This is a genomic window from Chroococcidiopsis sp. CCALA 051 (genome assembly GCF_003015105.1).
GTDB classification, from domain to species: Bacteria; Cyanobacteriota; Cyanobacteriia; order Cyanobacteriales; family Chroococcidiopsidaceae; genus Chroococcidiopsis; species Chroococcidiopsis thermalis.
In genome coordinates this window covers 19,981-40,449 of record NZ_PYCI01000054.1, presented here as the reverse complement: position 1 = coordinate 40,449, position 20,469 = coordinate 19,981, and the positions used below count along the sequence as shown (strand labels likewise).

The 20,469-nt window shown below is 45.9% G+C and carries 15 protein-coding genes; 8 read left to right on the top strand and 7 right to left on the bottom strand.

Going from position 1 to position 20,469, the window contains the following annotated elements; translation table 11 throughout:
* On the top strand, positions 1–1,293 hold a 1,293-nt coding region (locus C7Y66_RS15040; protein ID WP_233222685.1), incomplete at its 5' end, for a recombinase family protein.
* 20 nt (positions 1,294–1,313) lie between these two features.
* Here C7Y66_RS15040 and C7Y66_RS15035 read toward each other — a convergent pair.
* Entirely contained in the window at positions 1,314–1,922 is a 609-nt protein-coding gene (locus C7Y66_RS15035; protein ID WP_106546216.1) for a hypothetical protein, read from the bottom strand.
* Positions 1,923–2,389: 467 nt separating this feature from the next.
* Here C7Y66_RS15035 and C7Y66_RS15030 point away from each other — a divergent pair, with 467 nt between their 5' ends.
* Complete coding sequence (locus C7Y66_RS15030; RefSeq protein WP_106546215.1) at positions 2,390–2,806, top strand: DUF1499 domain-containing protein; 417 nt, start codon at positions 2,390–2,392, stop codon at positions 2,804–2,806.
* A gap of 268 nt (positions 2,807–3,074) precedes the next feature.
* On the opposite strand, the gene C7Y66_RS15025 is transcribed toward C7Y66_RS15030, so the two are convergent.
* From C7Y66_RS15025 to psaA, 3 genes are all read right to left on the bottom strand, one after another.
* Entirely contained in the window at positions 3,075–3,467 is a 393-nt protein-coding gene (locus C7Y66_RS15025; RefSeq protein WP_106546214.1) for a hypothetical protein, read from the bottom strand.
* A 345-nt stretch (positions 3,468–3,812) separates the two neighbouring features.
* Positions 3,813–6,026 carry a photosystem I core protein PsaB gene (psaB, locus tag C7Y66_RS15020; protein WP_015156942.1) on the bottom strand — a complete coding sequence of 738 codons (2,214 nt, stop codon included), beginning with the start codon at positions 6,024–6,026 and terminating at the stop codon, positions 3,813–3,815.
* A 64-nt stretch (positions 6,027–6,090) separates the two neighbouring features.
* Positions 6,091–8,349: a photosystem I core protein PsaA gene (gene psaA / locus C7Y66_RS15015; protein WP_015156941.1), complete on the bottom strand. Its 2,259-nt coding sequence runs from the start codon at positions 8,347–8,349 to the stop codon at positions 6,091–6,093.
* Positions 8,350–9,024: 675 nt separating this feature from the next.
* Between psaA and C7Y66_RS15010 the strand changes: the two genes are divergently transcribed.
* On the top strand, positions 9,025–10,986 hold the full coding sequence (locus tag C7Y66_RS15010) for a hypothetical protein (RefSeq protein ID WP_106546213.1): 1,962 nt from the start codon (positions 9,025–9,027) through the stop codon (positions 10,984–10,986).
* A 7-nt stretch (positions 10,987–10,993) separates the two neighbouring features.
* A complete protein-coding gene (locus tag C7Y66_RS15005; protein ID WP_106546212.1) occupies positions 10,994–11,293 on the top strand; it encodes a hypothetical protein in 300 nt (99 codons plus the stop codon).
* On the opposite strand, the gene C7Y66_RS15000 is transcribed toward C7Y66_RS15005, so the two are convergent.
* Positions 11,271–11,858: a rhomboid family intramembrane serine protease gene (locus tag C7Y66_RS15000; protein WP_015156938.1), complete on the bottom strand. Its 588-nt coding sequence runs from the start codon at positions 11,856–11,858 to the stop codon at positions 11,271–11,273. The genes C7Y66_RS15005 and C7Y66_RS15000 overlap by 23 nt on opposite strands.
* Positions 11,859–11,995: 137 nt before the next feature.
* A complete protein-coding gene (locus tag C7Y66_RS14995) occupies positions 11,996–12,958 on the bottom strand; it encodes a lysylphosphatidylglycerol synthase domain-containing protein (protein ID WP_106546211.1) in 963 nt (320 codons plus the stop codon).
* Between the two features lie 488 nt (positions 12,959–13,446).
* Here C7Y66_RS14995 and C7Y66_RS14990 point away from each other — a divergent pair, with 488 nt between their 5' ends.
* Positions 13,447–13,689 (top strand): RNA-binding protein, encoded by a 243-nt coding sequence (locus tag C7Y66_RS14990; protein ID WP_015156936.1) that lies wholly within the window; start codon positions 13,447–13,449, stop codon positions 13,687–13,689.
* A gap of 191 nt (positions 13,690–13,880) precedes the next feature.
* Here the strand turns inward: C7Y66_RS14990 and C7Y66_RS14985 are convergent, their stop codons facing one another.
* Positions 13,881–14,153, bottom strand: a complete 273-nt coding sequence (locus C7Y66_RS14985) for a GlsB/YeaQ/YmgE family stress response membrane protein (RefSeq protein ID WP_106546210.1) — start codon at positions 14,151–14,153, stop codon at positions 13,881–13,883.
* Between the two features lie 161 nt (positions 14,154–14,314).
* On the opposite strand from C7Y66_RS14985, the gene C7Y66_RS14980 reads away from it, so the two are divergent.
* From C7Y66_RS14980 to C7Y66_RS14970, 3 genes are all read left to right on the top strand, one after another.
* A complete protein-coding gene (locus C7Y66_RS14980; protein WP_106546209.1) occupies positions 14,315–15,190 on the top strand; it encodes a M28 family peptidase in 876 nt (291 codons plus the stop codon).
* Positions 15,191–15,718: 528 nt separating this feature from the next.
* Positions 15,719–16,423 (top strand): hypothetical protein, encoded by a 705-nt coding sequence (locus C7Y66_RS14975; RefSeq protein ID WP_106546208.1) that lies wholly within the window; start codon positions 15,719–15,721, stop codon positions 16,421–16,423.
* Between the two features lie 100 nt (positions 16,424–16,523).
* A complete protein-coding gene (locus C7Y66_RS14970) occupies positions 16,524–20,423 on the top strand; it encodes a hydantoinase B/oxoprolinase family protein (protein WP_106546207.1) in 3,900 nt (1,299 codons plus the stop codon).
* Positions 20,424–20,469: the final 46 nt, after the last annotated feature.

Sequence of the window (20,469 nt, the reverse complement as noted above, 5' to 3'; positions counted from 1 at the left end):
ATCTTTGCTTACTGCTATACCGATCCTCTCCTCGATCCGACACCCGATCTCGGTCAGTGGCAGGGTATGGATCGAGTTTATCAAGACTTAGGGCAGCGATCGCAGTTGCAGCAGTTGTTGAGTGACTGTCAGACAGCACCACCAAACTGTTTGTATATTCGTCGCTTGGACGATCTAGGCGATAGTATGGCAGAAATTGGCGATCGCTTGGTTCAATTACAGGCTCTGGGTGTAAAGGTAGCGATCGGTGAATCGTCTTTAGCAACCGATTTGGGGAGTGAATTAACGCTACAGACAGATTTAATTCAACTTCTACACACCATAGGACAACAGCAGCGCAGCCGTCGTCTGCGTCAAGGACACGCTCGCACTCGTCTCAATGCCTTGCCTCCTCCTGGTAAAGCTCCCTATGGTTATCGGCGTGGTAAAGAAAAATACGCGATCGACCGCACGACTGCTCCAGTTGTGAAAGATTTTTTTGAAAACTTTCTCCTGTTCGGTTCTTTGCGCGGAGCAGTACGGCATTTAGCACAAAAATATGGCAAAAAGATTTCCGTGACTACAGGACGACGTTGGCTGACGAATCCTGTTTATCGAGGCGATACGGCTTATCAAAACGGTGAGACGATCGCCAATACTCACGCACCAATTATTTCTCGGGAAGAGGCGGCTCAGATCGATCGGCTGTTGCGGCGTAACCGCCAGCTCCCGCCGAGAACTGCTAGCGCTCCTCGTTCCCTCGTCGGATTAGCGAATTGTAGCGAGTGCCAAGCGCCAATGACGGTTGTGAGCGTTACTGCTCGTCGTCAAAAGCGAGAATATCTCTACTTGCGCGCCTTACAATGTCCTCATCGCCCTAAATGTGGTGCTATTGCCTACGAACAGGTATTAGAACAAACAATTGCTGCTATTTGCCGCGATTTACCTAATGCAGTGGCTCAAATGAATTTTCCTCAATTGGATGCAGCAAAGCAGTCTTTACTCAACGCGATCGCCAATCGGGAAGAGATCCTAGCTCAACTTTCTCAGCTTACTAGTACAGGTATTTTGGATGAAGAGACTGCTAGTTTACGCGCCTACAAACTGCGCGCGGAAATTTCCCAGTTACAAGCTAAATTTGCGACTTTACCACCAGTTAATTTACGTTCCGTAGCTCAGGCTGTATCCATTCCTCAATTTTGGTTCGATTTATCTGAATCGGAGCGTCGCTTCTACTTTCGCGAATTCATCGACCAAATTCAGATTCTGCGGCAAGATACGACTTGGCAGGTGCGCTTAGTTTTTGTTTTTTAATATTAGGCTTCACTGCAATATTAGGTTTCGCTTCTCAGGCGCATTGCTAGTTCTGCAAACAAAGCCGATAATGTAATTCGATTAGCTTTGTCGCTCCGAATTTCCTGAGTTTCTCGCTCAACTGTTGCTAGAATTTCCGCATATTTCTTGCCTATATCCTCGTTCATATTTTTAGATTGGTCTAAAATCTGCTGGCGTAAATCTCGGGCAATTTTATTTGTTTGCTCGTCCAAATCAAAAAGCTTTCTCTCTAGATTTTCAACTTGGTTTTTATGTTCTTGGGTCAGTTCTTTTAAAGTTTCATCTCGACTGACTTGCTGTTTTTTAACGACTTCTGTGAGAGATTCAATCTCTTGTCTGATGTAGGCTTCCAAGCCATCCATGCGCTTTCTTGTATCTTCCCGCAGTTCTGTAAACTCTTTCAGCAGTCGTTCTTCAATCCGGTTAAATCTTTTATTATTTTCTCGAACTTGCGTCCCGAAGAGAATCTCTCGGATTTTATCTAAACTTCCACTACTCAAATTTTCTACTTGAGAATATTGAGAACCATTTGCTCCAGTTGAAATCGGTTCATTTTTTGGAGGTTCTCCATCCATATATTTAATCTCGTCCTCTGCCGATGCACTCATAATTGACTCCTTCTCTTTTCCTGAAAATGATTTATTTACATTTTCATTCTGGCGCGATCGTTGGCGATCGCAGTCCAAACTTGACTCAACTTTTCTAGTTTAGACGAGATTGTCTCTAAAATCTTTTCCTGAACCTTTTATGCTTTAGTGCTGGTGTATATACTTATAATTTACTAAAATTAATCGTAGCGCGAGTGCTTGAGGTTAATTAAAGTTTTTGGGAAAATTTAAACTTCTTTATACAACAAAATCTCGAAAAACCAAGAGAATATTAAAATCTTTTTACATCGATCGCCTTTGTCACAAAGAACTGTAACAAGATAGATCTTACTGAGTTTCATCGTTTCCAGTTTGGAGCCGCGTCACAACGTAACTATCGTGAGAAAATGTTAATTGCCTGCGATCGCAACTAACATGAGCAATACAATATTAAAATTCATAGTATAGATGTCTCGCCGATAAAGAGCGTGGGTATATTTACAGGAAATAGACCAAATAACTTGGGCGTGCGCGATGGTAAGCTAGCCCCATGTCCGAATACGCCTAACTGCGTCTCTAGTCAAAGTACAGATGCTAGCCATAAAGTGGAGCCGCTAAACTATACATCTGCTCCCGAGGTGGCGTTGACCCAACTCAAACAAGTTATCTCCAGTTTACCGAAAACAAATATTGTGACGGAAACTGACAGCTATATCTATGCTGAATTCACGAGTGCGATGATGGGTTTTGTCGATGATGTCGAGTTTTATTTAGATCGCGACGCACAAGTCTTCCACGTCCGTTCGGCTTCTCGATTGGGGAAATCCGATCTGGGCGTAAATCGCAAAAGAATCGAGACGATTCGAGCGCAGTTTCAAGAACTACAAGCACAAAATTCCGCTTAGTACAAGAAGAAAAGAAATAAAACTGATAACTGGTCACTGGTCACTGGTCACTGGTCACTGACAAAAAAATACCCTCCTACTGTGGCTTGAGGAGGGTTTGAATCTTTGCATGAGGAAGCAGACTGTTTGGTCTACTGAAAGATAGAATAGAAGGCTAATGTGACATAAATGTGACACAATTTTCAATTCGATCGCCTTCTCTGTCAATTGCTATATGTTTTTATGGGCGTACCTCTGTGCGCCCTTACTAATTTGTCTATCTCGCGAATTAATCTACAAAGTCTGAAGGCATCTCAGGTTGTGCCTTGTCATTTGAAGAGATTGGACGCTGACCATCCACATTCAACGTCTTGTCAACTTTAAAATCATTCGCAGCGATAGGGCGTTGACCGTCAATATTTACTGTCTCTTTAATGTCTAGATTGCTGGGATCGACTGGACGGCTGCCGTCTACATTCAATGTCTCTTGAGTTTGCAGATTACTAGCAGTAATGGGACGCTGACCATCCACATTCAGGGTATCGCGCACTTCATTGCGATCGGCAACAATCGGGCGTTGACCGTCAATATTTACCGTCTCTTTGACTTCTAGATCGCTAGGATCGACGGGACGATTACCATCTACATTAATCGATTTTCGGGTTTGCTTCTTGCGACTCATGTTTCTTTCCTATATCGATTCTTATGGGTGAATCATTGGGTGGGGGCGGGTTAATTAAGTTCCTGGTGTAGAAACAAATATTTTTGCTAAAGCCACTCCTACAGACTTAATACTTTTGCGCTCTTCAGTATTGCGCTTCTCTTCGCGCCTTTGCGTCTAACGCTACGCTTCACCTACGGCTGATGCGCGACACAAAATCTTTTCTTGACTTCTTCAACCACGATCCAAAATTTATCTTTTAACCACATCAAAAACATCTACTAAAAGTCCAATCATCAAAAATTAAAAATCCCCCACCCGTAGGTGAGGGATTTTCTCATTTAACTACACAACTAGGTAGAGGCATTAGCCAAACTTACCAGCCGTGGAGGCAATGAGGAACGCAGCATACGTGAGGATGTATCCAGCAGCGAAGTGACCCAAGCCAACAATCCGAGCTTGAACGATGGATAGAGCAACGGGCTTGTCTTTCCAGCGAATCAGGTTCGCTAGAGGAGTCCGCTCGTGCGCCCAGACCAAAGTTTCGATCAATTCTTGCCAGTAACCGCGCCAAGAGATCAGGAACATGAAACCAGTTGCCCAGATCAAGTGTCCGAGGAGGAACATCCAAGCCCAGACAGACAGGTTGTTCATGCCATATGGGTTATAGCCGTTGATTAGCTGAGCTGAATACAGCCACAGGTAATCGCGCAGCCAGCCCATCAAGTATGTCGAAGACTCGTTAAATTGAGCTACGTTGCCTTGCCAAATACCTAAGTGCTTCCAGTGCCAGTAGAACGTAACCCAACCAGCAGTGTTTAGTACCCAGAAAGCAGCCAGGTAGAAGGAGTCCCAAGCGGAGATGTCGCAAGTACCGCCACGACCAGGACCGTCGCAAGGGAAGGCATAACCGAAGTCTTTCTTATCGGGCATCAGTTTGGAACCACGGGCATCCAACGCGCCTTTAACCAGTACCAACACGGTTGTGTGGATCGCCAAAGCAAAAGCGTGGTGTACCAAGAAGTCGCCAGGACCGATGGTCAAGAATAGAGAGTTCGTGCCGTTATTGATTGCATCCAACCAGTTAGGCAGCCATGCAGCGCCAGCGGTGGAAGCAACGCTATCGGGATTCGATAGCAGGGTATCGAAGCCGTACAGTACTTTACCGTGAGCGCCCTGAATGAACTGCGCGAAAACTGGTTCGATCAGGATTTGCTTTTCAGGAGTACCGAAGGCTACTACAACGTCGTTGTGGACGTATAGACCCAAGGTGTGGAAGCCCAAGAAGAGAGACACCCAAGACAAGTGGGAGATAATCGCTTCTTTGTGCTTCAAGACGCGATCGAGAACGTTGCCTTTGTTTTGCTCTGGGTCGTAGTCGCGTACCCAGAAGATTGCAGCGTGGGCAAACGCACCCAACATCAACGCACAAGCAATGTACTGGTGATGGGTATACAGCGCTGCTTGTGTCGTGAAGTCCTGCCCGATGAATGCATAGGGAGGCATCGCGTACATGTGCTGCGCGACCAAGGATGTAATCGTTCCCAGTGCAGCCAGTGCCAAAGACAGCTGGAAGTGCAGGGAGTTGTTGATCGTGTCGTACAAGCCTTGGTGAGGCAGGTTGAACTGACCTTCAGTGCTAGCGCCGAAGAATTTCTTGGCGTTGAGCATTTCTTTGATGCTGTGACCGATACCGAAGTTGGTACGGTACATGTGTCCGGCGACGATGAATAATACAGCGATCGCCAGGTGGTGGTGTGCCATGTCCGTCAGCCACAAGGACTGGGTTTGGGGATGGAAACCACCTAAGAAAGTTAGAATTGCGGTTCCTGCGCCTTGACTCGTGCCAAATACGTGATTGGCAGTGTCAGGGTTAGCAGCATACGCGCCCCAGTTACCAGAGAAGAAGGGTTGTAGCCCATCTGGATGAGGTGGGGTGGTGAGGAAGTTACTCCAACCAACGTGCTGTCCGCGAGATTCGGGGATCGCAACGTGAACTAGGTGTCCAGTCCAAGCTAAGGAGCTAACGCCAAACAGACCAGCTAAGTGGTGGTTGAGGCGTGGCTCGGCGCTCTTGAACCAGGAAAGACTGGGGCGGAACTTGGGTTGCAGGTGCAGCCAGCCAGCGAACAGGAAGAGAGACGCTAGCAGCAGCAGGAAGACAGAACCCATGTAGAGGTCGTTATTTGTCCGCATCCCAATGGTGTACCACCAGTGGTAAACACCAGAGTAAGCAATGTTAACGGGATAGCTTGCACCACCTTGGGTGAAAGCATCAACTGCGGCTTTGCCGAATTGCGGGTCCCAAATTGCATGGGCAATGGGACGGACGTGTAGTGGGTCTTTAATCCACTGCTCGAAGTTGCCTTGCCAAGCGACGTGGAACAGCAGGCTAGATGCCCACAGGAAGATGATTGCCAAGTGACCGAAGTGAGTGGCGAAGAGTTTCTGATACAGATTCTCTTCAGTCATCCCGTCGTGGCTTTCAAAGTCGTGAGCGGTTGCGATGCCGTACCAAATCCGACGCGTTGTCGGGTCCTGGGCTAGGTCTTGGCTAAATTTAGGGAATTTTGTTGCCATAGGTTACGTGAATCCTCTGACCTATTGCCATCAGCAATCCATAAGAATTGCTGATGACTGAATGCTAACCTACTGAAAGTATTCGCGCCTCGAAGAACGCCCAGATCGTGACGATCGCACCCAAGAGGTAGTGGGCTACTCCCACAGCTCGACCTTGAATGATGCTCAAAGCGCGAGGCTGTACGGTGGGAGCAACTTTTAACTTGTTGTGCGCCCAAACGATCGATTCGATCAGTTCTTGCCAGTAGCCGCGACCGCTGAACAAGAACATTAAGCTAAATGCCCAGACAAAGTGAGCGCCTAAGAACAGCAGTCCGTAAGCGGACAGTGCCGAACCGTAGGACTGAATTACCTGAGCGGCTTGCGCCCACTGGAAGTCACGCAACCAACCGTTGATGGTAGTGGCGCTCAACGCCCAGTTGCCTGCCGTAATGTGATTGATCGTACCGTCTGGGTCTACCGTGCCCCACACATCCGATTGCATCTTCCAGCTGAAGTGGTAGACGGCGATCGAAATCGTGTTGAACATCCAGAACAACCCTAAGAATACGTGATCCCAACCAGAAACTTGGCAAGTACCACCGCGTCCTGGACCGTCGCAAGGGAAGCGGAAGCCCAAGTTAGCTTTGTCTGGGATCAAGCGAGAGTTACGGGCAAACAAGAAGCCCTTAAGCAGGATTAGTACAGTAACGTGGATTTGGAAAGCGTGGATGTGGTGGATCATGAAATCCGCCGTACCCAACGCGATCGGCATCATGGCGACTTTTCCACCTACAGCCAGCACGCCGCCACCGAAAGCATAGCTGACGGGTTCGAGGGCGTTAGGAGCGGTAGAACCAGGAGCCAAGGTGTGTAGGTTTTGTACCCACTGCGCGAATACGGGCTGAAGTTGAATCGCCGTATCCGAGAACATATCCTGGGGACGACCGAGCGCTTGCATCGTGTCGTTATGGATGTACAAGCCGAAGCTATGGAAGCCCAAGAACATGCACACCCAGTTGAGGTGAGAAATGATAGCGTCGCGGTGACGAAGGACTCGATCCAGAACGTTGTTCATGTTCGTGGCTGGATCGTAATCCCGCACCATGAAAATGGTGGCGTGAGCCGCACCACCGACGATACAGAAAGCGCCAATCCACATGTGGTGCGTGAAAATGGACAGCTGGGTGGCGTAGTCGGTTGCCAAGTACGGATACGGAGGCATCGCGTACATGTGATGCGCCACGATAATCGTCAGCGAACCCAGCATGGCTAAGTTGGTTCCCAACTGAGCGTGCCAGGAAGTGGTCATGTTTTCAAACAGACCTCTATGACCGTCTCCGGTGAAGGGTCCTTTGTGATTTTCCAGAATTTCCTTCAAGCTGTGACCGATGCCCCAGTTCGTCCGGTACATGTGTCCGGCAATGATGAACAATACGGCGATCGCCAAGTGGTGATGCGCTTGGTCTGTCAACCACAGTCCACCAGTAACGGGATTAAGCCCGCCCTTGAAGGTGAGGAAGTCAGCATACGCACCCCAGTTCAACGTCCAGAAGGGCGTTAAGCCTTGAGCAAAACTGGGATACAACTCAGTCATCAAATTGGAGTTGAGGATAAATTCTTGCGGTAAAGGAATATCCTTTGGCGCTACCCCAGCATCCAACAGCTTGTTAATTGGCAAAGATACGTGGATCTGGTGTCCCGCCCATGCCAAGCTACCTAGACCTAACAATCCTGCTAGGTGGTGGTTCAGCATTGACTCGACATTCTGGAACCATTCCAACTTAGGAGCGCGTTTGTGGTAGTGGAACCAACCAGCAAACAGCATTAGCGCCGCCATGACTAAACCGCCAATGGCAGTGCAATAGAGTTGGAACGTGTTCGTGATGCCAGCACCACGCCAAATTTGGAAAAACCCAGATGTAATCTGAATGCCGTGGAAGCCACCACCGACATCAGCATTTAAAATGTCTTGACCAACAACAGACCAGACGACCTGAGCGCTAGGCTTCACGCCCAGCGGATCGGCTAGCCAAGCTTCATAGTTTGAAAAACGAGCGCCATGAAAATACATCCCGCTCAACCAGATGAAGATCACCGCTAAGTGACCGAAGTGAGCGGCGAAGATTTTACGGGAAATATCTTCTAGGTCGCTGGTATGCGTATCGAAATCGTGTGCGAGGGCGTGCAGGTTCCAAATCCAGGTTGTGGTTTTGGGACCTCTAGACAAGGTGCGATCGAAGTGTCCTGGTTTTGACCACAACTCAAATGAAGTTGGAACCGGATCGTTATCGACGACAACTCTTGCTTTCTTTTCCTCTCGCTCCGGAGGACTGATCGTCATTTAGACTCTCCTCTCTTGACAAGGAAACAGGAGTGGTTTAATTCACAAATCGATTTTCTTTGAAGAAGCCAACCATTTTGTCTGCTTTATGACATCCATCAGGTAGACAAGAAGACCGATCGTGAAACTGCTTTCTGATGAATTATAAAATCTCGGTTGTCTTCATCTTAGGCGTTTGTTAACAATAATTCAAAATTGCTCAACATTAAGCAGGTTCAGGTGTCTAACTTTCCACGACTGTGAAAAAAGTCAAGGGGTTATTTATATAATTTACAAAGCTAAATAATTTGCAACACTTATGAAGAAAGGAGCCGGAAGTCAGGAGTCAGGAGCTAGGAGTTATATCTTGAGACAGAAGTTTCTGAGTAACTATAGTTGTAAAGAATGTATAAGTCACATGTGACCGTTAATACCCTCGGATCGCTAAAAATTAGCCATGATAAGGAAACAATAAGAAATTCTGATTTCTGACTCAGCAACTCCTGTACGGGCGGGTTCACCCGAAATACTTGTCGGAGTCAGAGAGATCTGGTGAACCCGCCCCTACGACTTCTGGCTCCTGACTCCTTCTCGGTCATCTGGCACAATCTGTAAATCATTTCAGGCGATCGACCCCAAACCCTTAAAATTTAGATTGAGGGTGATAGTAAATTTCGAGTATGAGGAGCATTCGGGGTGGTGGCGATCGCAAAACTACGAAAAATGGCTAAGGCTGCGATCGCAGTTCTAGTCGCAGCATGTTTGAGCTTAGGTTTGGTAAGTTGTGGCAGTTCGGATACTTTACGTGCCGCTACTCCCCCAAACGCCCGTAGCCCCGTCCAACTTGCAGGTAACATTACCGAAGTCGCCCCGCCGGAAGCTATTCTGCAACTGCGTCAAGCCTTGGAAGTTCGCCAGCCGCAAGTGAAAATCTTGTCTCCCCAGCCCGATGAGGTGCTGCAAGACGATACGGTATCAGCCCGCTTTCAAGTTCAAGACCTACCCATTTTTCAAAATTCAGATTTAGGCTTAGGACCCCATCTTCACGTTATTCTCGATAACCAGCCCTACGAAGCCGTCTACGACGTGCAAAAACCTTTTGTTCTATCCAACCTATCCCCAGGGACTCACACCCTGCGCGTCTTCGCTTCTCGCCCTTGGCACGAAAGTTTTAAGAACGAGGGTGCATACGCCCAAACTACATTTCACGTTTTTACCAAAACCGACGATAACAACCCTAACTCTAGCCAGCCATTATTAACCTACAGTCGTCCTAAAGGTAGCTACGGGGCAGAACCAATCCTACTCGACTTTTACCTTACCAATGCCCCTCTACACCTCGCTGCCCAAGCCGATCCTCAAGACGAAGTTCCCGACTGGCGTATCCGTTGTACGATTAACGGCAAGAGTTTTATCATCGATCGCTGGGAACCGATTTATCTTTCGGGTTTTAACAAGGGTAAGAACTGGGTACAACTCGAATTTCTCGACGAACAAGGCAACCCAGTCAAAAATGTTTTTAATAACACCGTCCGCGTCATTTCTTACGATCCGCAAGGTAAAGATACTCTCTCGAAGTTGGTAAGGGGCGAATTATCTGCCGCCGCCGCCCGTGGTATTGTCGATCCTGACTATAAGGGTGAAGTAGAAGCAGCGCCTGCACCCTTACCACCAGCGATAGAAGAGACTACTCCACCGCAACCAGAAGAAGAAATACCAACCGAAACGAAAGAAAAGCCTGCCGAAACAAAGATTGAAACTCCAGAAACTGAAACTAAAGAACCAACCCCGATACCTCCAGCCAAGGCAGAAGAACCAAAGGGATTTTTCAATCGCTTCCGCCGTCCTGCTGCTACACCATCCCCAACTGTACCGGAAGTCAAAGAATCTCCTGCACCGGAGTTAACTCCACCTGCTGTAGAACCACAGCCAGAAATTTCGCCGGAAGTAGAACCTGCTGTAGAACCAGAAGAGAAACCCGAAGCAGCACCAAAAAAACTAGAGGAAGAACAACCGAAAGGATTTTTCAACCGCTTCCGCCGTTCTCCAGTTGTCGCACCATCTCCAACACCAGAAGTAGAAGCACCTGCACCAGAATTAACGACTCCTGAAGCAACGGAACCATTACCAGAAATTGCCCCAGAAGTACCAGCAGTAGAAATTACGCCACCAGTCGCACCGACTCCAGCGACTCCCGACTCCCCAGTACGGGCGCACAGCAGTGCGCCCCTACCGACTCCCGACTCTCAACGTTTTGGTGGTTATTTCAATCGTTTTCGTCGTCCACCAACTGCTACACCATCGCCTACTTTACCCAAAGTCGAAGAATCTCCCACACAAAAATTAAATCCTCCTGAAGAGGAAACAACTACTCAAGAAACTGCACCAGAAATCACAAAACCAGTAGAACCAATACCAATTACACCAGAACCAACAACACCAGAAACACCAAATACACAAATTCCAATTGGTAAAAAATTTGAGGGATATTTCAATCGTTTTCGCCGTCCTCAAGTCATGCCATCTCCTAGCGTGTCACCTGCTTTACCGGAGATTACAGAACCAAGCGAACAACCAATTCCCGAATCAGAAAATTCAGGCGATGCGGAGTTGGTTCCGTCTGTTGGTGTACCTGAAAGTATGGGCGATCGCAATTAGCAATAGAATGAAAATTTCTCAAAGCTACATTATTGAAACACAAAGATGTAGGCTCAGATGTGTTTCTCTAGAAGATATTCCACACACATTTTCTGCTACTCAATATCAGGGTTTCAATGATGGTATGTTGTGGGAACCACCTACAAAGGAAGAAGAATTAATTGAGCCATATCAACGCAGCATTATATCTTGGGAAAATGGCGAAGCATACACCTTTACTATAGAGTCTAAAGATAGCAAAAATTTTAGATCTCTTGAGGGCGCACGGCTGTGCGCCCCTACTATTAATATCTCTTTTTTGGTTTAGCTAGTAAACGAGCCGCGATCGCACCCCCAATAAATCCAAATAAATGCCCTTGCCAGGAAATACCGTACTGTATCGGTAAGACTCCCCAAATCATCCCGCCGTAAAGGAAGCCCACAACAAGAGAAAATAAGATCGCTGCAAAACTCCGTTCAAAATAGCCTCGTAGGAGTAAAAACCCAAAATAACCAAAAATAACTCCACTCGCGCCAACGTGAATTGAATAAGGCGAACCAGTCAGCCATACACCCAATCCGCTGACGAACATGGTAATGATGCTGACGACAAAAAAATCGCTGGTTTCCCGCAACATCACTAACCAGCCTAGAGTTAGAAAGGGAATTGTATTCGCAATCAAATGCCCCAATCCACCGTGTAAAAAAGGGGCTAAGAAAATGCCCCGCAAGCCGATAAAACTGTGGGGACGAATACCAAAAGCGTCTAATCTACCTCTAAAAAAGAAGATATCTATAAATTCGGTAATCCACATCAGGGCGGCGAGTCCACCCAATACTAAAATTTGGGTTTGAATTTCCCGCGCGATCGCTCCAGATTCTTGTTTACTCATAGTTCATAGTTACGAAGTTGGTAGCAGCCTACCCCACACTCAAAACTTCTTAGCTCAAGCATAATTTGCACTGACTCAGACAGCGAATACAACAATATCTGTGGCTGTGCTTGTATTTTAAAATGAGTTCAGAAAGTTTAGGTACGATTGCGCGAAGAAAACTCTGTTTTCTCGAATCGTTGCCGCAGTTCATAAATCCCCAGCAGTACGATCGCCACAATCAAAGGTAAAAAGTAGTAAATACCTCGATATGCTAATAACGCCCCAAATAGTTCGGCTGATGGAATTTGCGCTGATAGCGACAGCAAGAGTACCGTTTCAAACACGCCTAATCCACCCGGGACATTGCTAATAACTCCTGCCAACTGTCCTAAGATGTAGATCCCGAAAAAACTTGGATACGATAGGGGAGCGTTAGCTAATAGCAAAACGTAAAGAACGCCCCCTGCAATTGCCCAGTCGAGGATCGCGATCGCTGTTTGAAATAGTGAAAGCTTACCAGGAAGGCGCGGAATTCCCCACTTGCCGAGTTTCATCGGCTTGTGACTCCAAGTATTCCACAATAAATATCCTGCAACTAAAAATAAAAATATCGTACCAAGCGGAAATAAAGAGTTTGAGGGAATGCGGAGTAAAGAGGGGACAGATACAGGTTCGCCGATCAACACCAAGCCAGCTACCGCAAAAAAACCCAACCAAAAGCTAACGTGACAGAAAGTAATCACTTTCGCAATTTCTAGAGTCGATAGCCCCCAAGCCGAATAAAATCGGTAGCGGATCGCGCTGCCAGTTAAGAGTTCTAATCCGGCAGTATTGGTAATTGCCTGACTAATAATCGCCGTCAGTGCCACTTTCCGAAAAGGTATGGAACGGCGAATGTATCGCATTGCTAAAGCATCATACCCCGTCAGCATCAAGTAGTTCAGCGCAGTGCAAATCAGTGCAAGGACTATGTAACTTTTGGGAATTTCTGCCAAGCTGCGAAAAATATCTCGATAGTCGAACTCTCGCAATTGAGTTGCGATCGCCCACAACGATACTCCAAATAAGAGTAAACCTAAAATCGGAGAGCCAAACTGAGATAAGCGTTTGAGGTTCATTTAGCAATCTTAATAAATTTTACGAAAAAGCTAAATTTGTATTATCTTCCCGTAATACGTTGCCAGAAGTCATGAATCTAACGTAGTAGATGTGCTGTCAATTATTAATTCTGAGTTAATTGTTATTAAATATACAAAAAAAATAAATACTACTGACTCGCAAGCGGTAACAATCAAAACTGTCACAGCAACAATAGGTAGAAGCCGCAAATTAGACATCACCTCACGTCCCAATTTTGCTTAGCTGCCTAAAAAGGGTCAGGAGTTATGCACAAGAAAGTCTGAGATCTCGATCCCCCCTGGTTCCCCCCTTAAAAAGGGGGGACTTTAAGCCCCCTTTTTAAGGGGGTTTGGGGGATCGACTGCGTAAGTCCTGAAGGGTGTTGGAGGATCTCCAAACGAAGCCGATCTGTCAAGCCAAATTTTTGATGAAATTTTGGGAATACTAGAGTCCAGGCATTGCCATGAATCGATAGAGGAGTGTTTTTATGACCCTGTTCGTTAATAACTTACCGCACCAAGTAGCACAAACAGATATTTTAGACCTCTTTGGCAATTATGGTTCTATCAAACATATTTTTTATCCGACTCACTGGAGTACAGGTGAAGGGTTAGGATTTGCCTTCGTTCAAATGACTGCAAAACCTCAAGAAGAAATAGCAAAATTTCAGCTTCACGGTGCTGAGTGGATGGGTAATGCTTTGCAAATTCGAGAAGTGAGTTCGGATTAAGTTTGACTGACAATCTGACATAACTCTTATTAAAAGATCGGTTCTAGAGCAAGAGGTTATAGAGAAATTTTTGTCTGCTTGGATTCAGAGCTGTATATCGAATATTTAATTAAAAAATCGGGATAGTTTAGCTAATTTCCTATCCCGATTTATTCTAGATATTATACTTTAGCTACGCTTTTACTAACAATTTATACAGCGCTACGACGGTTGATTGCATTCCAAATAAATATAGCAATAATTGCACCAAGAACTGCTAAAGCTATACCAGGAATACTAAAAGTTGTGGCTGCCAACTGTAAAGTTCCCGTACTGAGGAAAGTTCCCAAAGTACCACCTATAAATGCACCAATAATACCTAGTAAGAGCGTACCTAAGATACCACCGCCTTGGCGACCGGGATAGATAGCTTTGGCGATCGCACCAGCAATTAAACCTAAGACTATCCAAGCTAGAATATTCACTGCTCAAACTCCTTTGAATAATTTATTTCAATACTTTTATGGTATTGATATATACTAAAAAGTCGATCTATCGCACGGAAGAAATTTGAGAATCGCAAGATATATTCGGTTTATACGACAATGAAGGTGAAAACTATTTAAGTAAAAAATTAAACCAGACTGTGGATCTCAAACAACGCTTGCAGAATCACTTAACGGAAATAGTCCGCGATCGCGATCCTTTCCTATCAACAGCAGGACATTTCTTCGTCCGCCAATATATTCATGCAGAACTCAGTCAATGGGGCAAGGTAGACATTCATGAATTTCAAATTAGAGGACAAACTTTTCAAAACTTAATTCTCAATCTTCCTGGCTTGCAACAAAGTAGTCAGAGAAAATCTCCACCAATTTTAATTGGCGCGCATTACGACACCGTTCCCGGTACGCCTGGGGCAGACGATAATGCTACAGGTGTATCGGTACTACTAGAATTGGCAAAATCTTTGGCTACCCAACCAGCCAAACATCCCATTCAACTCGTAGCATTTGATTTAGAAGAATACGGATTTACCGGAAAAGACGGTATCGCTGTAGGTTCGGGTGCGTCTGCATATGCCGATTTATTACGCCAGCAGCAGCAACCGCTACGCCTAATGATTTCCCTTGAAATGTTGGGTTATAGCGATGCTACACCTGGATCGCAACGATACCCAAGTCCATTAGAGCGTTTTTACCCTAATCGCGGTGATTTCATTGCTTTAATCGGTAATTTATCGATTGTTCCTGACTTAATTCATCTCAGCCGAAATATACGCCAAGTAGGAGTTCCTAGCGAGTGGCTACCAGTTCCCAACCGAGGTAGGATTGTTCCCCAAACGCGATTAAGCGATCATGCGCCCTTTTGGGATCGAGGATATCGAGCGATGATGGTTACAGATACAGCGATGTTACGCAACCCTCACTATCACAAACCGAGCGATCGCATTGAAACCTTAAATTTAGATTTTCTCACGGGTGTTTGTCAGGGATTGATTCAGGGCATCAGGCAACTTTAATTTAGTTGCTGAATATGCACGTTATTGCTTCTAATGCAACTATTTTTAGATTAATTATTTGAGCTATACCTCGCATTTGGCAACTACAAGTCACAGCTACGCTGATAAAACCAAACGAGCGCAGGTTCTAAAACATTGGATTTTCTAGGGTTTGCACAAGCGAAATTAGATTTCGTAGCCGCTTCTATTCGCTCAGGCTTGGTGCTTAACTAACAATTTAAGAAAAAATTAAAAAAGCTAAAAAATAGTTGTGTTTTTACTAAGTTTAGCTTAAGGTTACATTAAGTTTATGTATTAAATAGTACATCATTATCGATGTAGAACACTATGCAGCTAGCAAGACAACTTGAAGCAGCTAGTTAGTTTTGCCAGGTAGCAAGCAGTGCCAGCAATACAGTCAGTCACAAATTTATTGGGGCTACTATGGCATATATACTGCTTGTTTTTGAATTTATTAATTCTATTAAAAATATTAACTTTATCAAGGTTTTCCCCTAACGTTAAGTAGCAAAAAGCAGAGGTAATTTAGTGAAATTAAATATTCATCACTGGTCAATAAAGCTAGTCTGTTTATTATTTGCAACAGATATATTATTTATTGTAATTCATCTAATTTTTGCTTACTTTGATATTTCAAATCCCGATCTTTCTATCGAGAAAGATCGTGGATATGCAGAAATATTTCAATATATAAAAGAATATTGGATTGCTCTTATATTAGCATTCTTAGCCTTACGATGGCGTTCATTTCTCTACCTGAGTTGGTCTTTACTCTTCTTGTACTTATTGATTGACGACTCTTTTCAAGCTCATGAAACGTTATCAAAATATATTTGCATAGAAGGTACGCACTTAGGATACTTTAGCTGCTCTATGCCTAGCCTACTAGAACCAATAGTCTCTGCTATTGTGGGGATATTTTTTCTTATTTGTATTTCAATTTCTTATTATTATAGCAATCGGGTGTCTAGAAAAATATCTAAAACTCTCATCGTGATGTTATTTAGTCTTGCTTTTTTTGGAGTTCTTTTAGATATTATTCATGGATTGGTCAGAATTCATTTATTACATTTTTTACTTGCTTGTCTAGAAGATGGTGGTGAAATGATCGTTATGAGTTCAATTGCTAGTTTTGTCTTTCTACTACCCGAACGTCTAGAGTTAGAAAATAGATCGCTAGAAGTTACAGCTAAAAATCATCGTAGAGTACTAAGTAAAAAACTCATTGATTGAAAATTCATAAAATTTATTTCAAGAGAAAGGCGATCGCGCCATGCATCTGTACCCTAGCTACTGCTAACTTACAAATAGCCCTTGCATTGAGGAATGAGTGATGACGGTAGCCGATCGCGCGATAGGACGTTGGCAATTTTGGATCGATCGCGGTGGTACGTTTACCGATATCGTGGCGCAGCATCCTGACGGACGAACGATCGTTCACAAACTCCTGTCGGAAAATCCAGAACGCTATACCGATGCAGCAATCCAAGGTATACGGGAAATTCTGGGCGTTCCTGCCAACGCACCCCTACCAGCAGCAAAAATTGGCGTGGTGAAGATGGGAACTACTGTCGCGACAAATGCACTGTTAGAACGTAAAGGCGATCGCACTGTCTTAGTCGTGACAAAAGGCTTTCGAGATGCCTTACGCATCGGCTATCAAAATCGCCCCAACATCTTTGCACGGCAAATCGTTTTACCAGAAATGCTGTACGAACGAGTCGTTGAAGTAGAAGAACGCTACAGCGCCCAAGGCGAAGAACTCATTTCTGTTAATCCAGCCTATACTTTAGAACTGCAAGCAGCTTACGATGCCGGAATTCGTTCCTGCGCGATCGTCTTCATGCACGGCTACCGCTATCCTCACCACGAACAACAAGTTGCAGCCGTAGCCCGAAAAATCGGTTTCACTCAGATTTCAGTCTCCCACGAAGTCAGCCCCTTGATGAAACTCGTCAGTCGAGGTGACACTACCGTAGTTGATGCCTATTTATCTCCCATTTTGCGTAGATACGTGGATCGGGTGGCGAGTCAGTTGGGAGGGAGCAGAGGAAAGAGAGCTGAGGAGGCTGAGGAGGCTGAGGGAGTTGAGGGAGCAAAAAACAATTATCAACCAACTACCAACTACCAATTACCAATTACCAATTACCAATTACCAATTACCGACTCACCCAAATTAATGTTCATGCAATCCAATGGTGGGTTAGCAGATGCCCAAAGGTTTCAGGGGAAAGATAGCATTCTCTCGGGACCAGCGGGAGGGATTGTCGGGGCAGTACAGACAAGTTTGATGGCAGGGTTTAATAAGATTATCAGCTTCGATATGGGTGGAACTTCTACAGATGTTGCCCACTACGCAGGCGAATACGAACGGGCGTTAGAAACAGAAGTGGCAGGAGTGCGACTGCGAACGCCGATGATGGCAATACATACGGTGGCGGCGGGTGGCGGTTCGATCGCCCAATTTGACGGGGCGCGCTATCGTGTGGGACCCGAATCAGCTGGGGCAACCCCAGGACCCGCTTGTTATCGTCAAGGAGGACCGCTGACGGTAACGGACTGCAACATCATGGTAGGCAAGTTGCAGCCAGACTTGTTTCCCAAGGTATTTGGATCGCGTGGAGATTTGCCCTTAGATGCAGAAGTCGTGCAACGCAAGTTTAGCCAACTAGCGGCAGACATTGGGGATGGGCGATCGCCCGAACGAGTCGCAACGGGATTTTTAGCGATCGCTGTGGAAAAAATGGCGAATGCAATTAAGAAAATCTCTCTTCAGCGCGGTTATGACGTGTCGGAATACACTCTCTGCTGTTTTGGCGGCGCAGGCGGACAACATGCTTGTTTAATTGCCGATGCTTTAGGAATGCAGCAGATTTTGATCCATCCCTATGCTGGGGTGCTGTCGGCTTACGGTATGGGTTTAGCAGACGAACGGGCGTTGCGGGAACGTGCCGTGGAGAGGGTTTTAGATGTAGGGTTAGTAGCTGAATTAGAGGAGATTTTAACCCAGTTAGAGTTAGAAACAAAAGCAGAACTAGATCTTACAGATAGGGATCTCCGCGTTACCAATAGGGTTGAGGTGATGCGGCGAGTACATTTGCGCTACGAGGGGACAGATTCGCCTTTGGTAGTCCGATATGAAGATATAGCAGGAATGCGACAGCAGTTTGAGGTAGCGCACCGTCAACTGTACGGGTTTATTGCTGCCGATCGGCAATTAATTGTCGAGGCTGTAGCTGTGGAGGCGATCTTAAAAACAGAGGTGGCTACAGAACCAATTATGACCCGGCGCACCGACGCACCTCCCGTGCCAGTGAAGACAGTACAAATGTATACAGCCGATGCGTGGCACGACACACCTGTATACAGAAGAGAAGACTTACAACCAGGAGATTGTATTTTCAGTCCGGCGATTGTGGCGGAAGCCACGGGGACGAATATCGTCGAACCTGGCTGGCAAGCCGAAGTGACACAGAGAAATCATTTGGTGTTGAGAAGGGAGCAGGGAGTCAGAGACAAAATTCAAAATTCAAAATTCAAAATTCAAAATTGGGACAAGGGAGACAAGGAGGACAAGGGAGCAACTACCAACTACCAATTACCAATTACCAATTACCAACTACCAGATCCCGTCATGTTGGAAATTTTCAATAATTTATTTCGGGCGATCGCGGAACAGATGGGTATAACGTTACAAAATACGAGTTCTTCGGTCAATATCAAAGAAAGGTTGGATTTTTCCTGCGCCATTTTCGATTCTCGCGGACAGTTGGTGGCAAACGCGCCTCATATCCCAGTTCACTTGGGTTCCATGAGTGAAAGCGTGACGGCGTTGATTGCCCAGAAAGGTAGTAGCTTGCAACCTGATGATGTTTACGTATCGAATAATCCTTACAATGGTGGGACTCACCTGCCCGATATTACCGTAATTACTCCCGTCTGGGCGGGTTTTGAACCAGGATTGACAGTTGAGGCTGACAATTTATCTGCTAAACCCGCCCCTACACCCATCTTCTACGTCGCTTCCAGGGGACACCATGCCGATATTGGCGGGATTACTCCTGGTTCGATGCCACCCAATAGCACGACTGTGGAACAGGAAGGGGTATTAATTGATAATTTTCTGCTGGTATCTCAAGGAGAGTTTCGCGAACCGGAGTTAATGCAACTCCTGTGTGATGGCGCGTATCCCGTCCGCAACCCGATGCAAAATCTTGCCGATCTCAAAGCCCAAATTGCTGCAAACGAACGCGGCGTGCAAGAACTCCACAAAATGGTAGAACACTACAGCCTGGAAACAGTCCAAGCCTACATGGGTTTTGTCCAAAATAATGCTGCCGAGTCGGTGCGAAAAGTTATAGAAGGACTCAAAAGTGGAGAGTTCGCTTACCAACTCGACAATGGTAGTGTCATTCAAGTGGCGATCGCGATCGATAAATCTACCCGTAGCGCTCGAATCGATTTTACTGGCACTTCTCCCCAACTAGAAACCAATTTTAATGCTCCGGCTGCGGTGTGCCAAGCTGCGGTGCTGTATGTCTTCCGCACTTTGGTAGATGACGATATTCCTCTGAATGCTGGGTGTCTCGAACCTTTGGAAACGATCGTTCCTGAAGGTTGTATGTTGAATCCTCGCTATCCGGCGGCGGTGGTGGCGGGAAATGTCGAGACTTCCCAAGCGATTACCGATGCTTTATATGGTGCTTTAGGTGTGATGGCAGCGGCACAAAGTACGATGAATAATTTTACTTTTGGTAGCGATCGCCATCAATATTACGAGACGATCTGCGGTGGTTCGGGTGCGGGTGCAGATTTTGACGGTACGGATGCGGTGCATACTCACATGACAAATTCCCGCCTTACCGATCCTGAAGTCTTAGAATGGCGATTTCCAGTCTTGTTAGATAGTTTTAGCATTCGTCCTCACAGTGGTGGTGAAGGCTTGCATCGCGGTGGTAATGGTGTCATTCGTTGTCTTCAGTTTCGCGAACCAATGACTGCTGCTATTCTCTCTGGACGTAGGGTTGTACCTCCCTTTGGCTTGCAGGGTGGTAAGCCTGGGAAAGTAGGGAGAAATTATATTCAACGCCAAGATGGTACGGTGGAGGAATTAGGTAGTACGGCGATCGCGCAGATGCAGCCTGGAGATATTTTTGTCATTGAAACCCCAGGTGGTGGTGGCTTTGGTGTTTCTGATAGCAGTTTTCAATTGAGGAAAACACACGTTCTGTAGGGGCGCACAGCTGTGCGCCCCTACAAATGTCACCCATGCGAGCGAG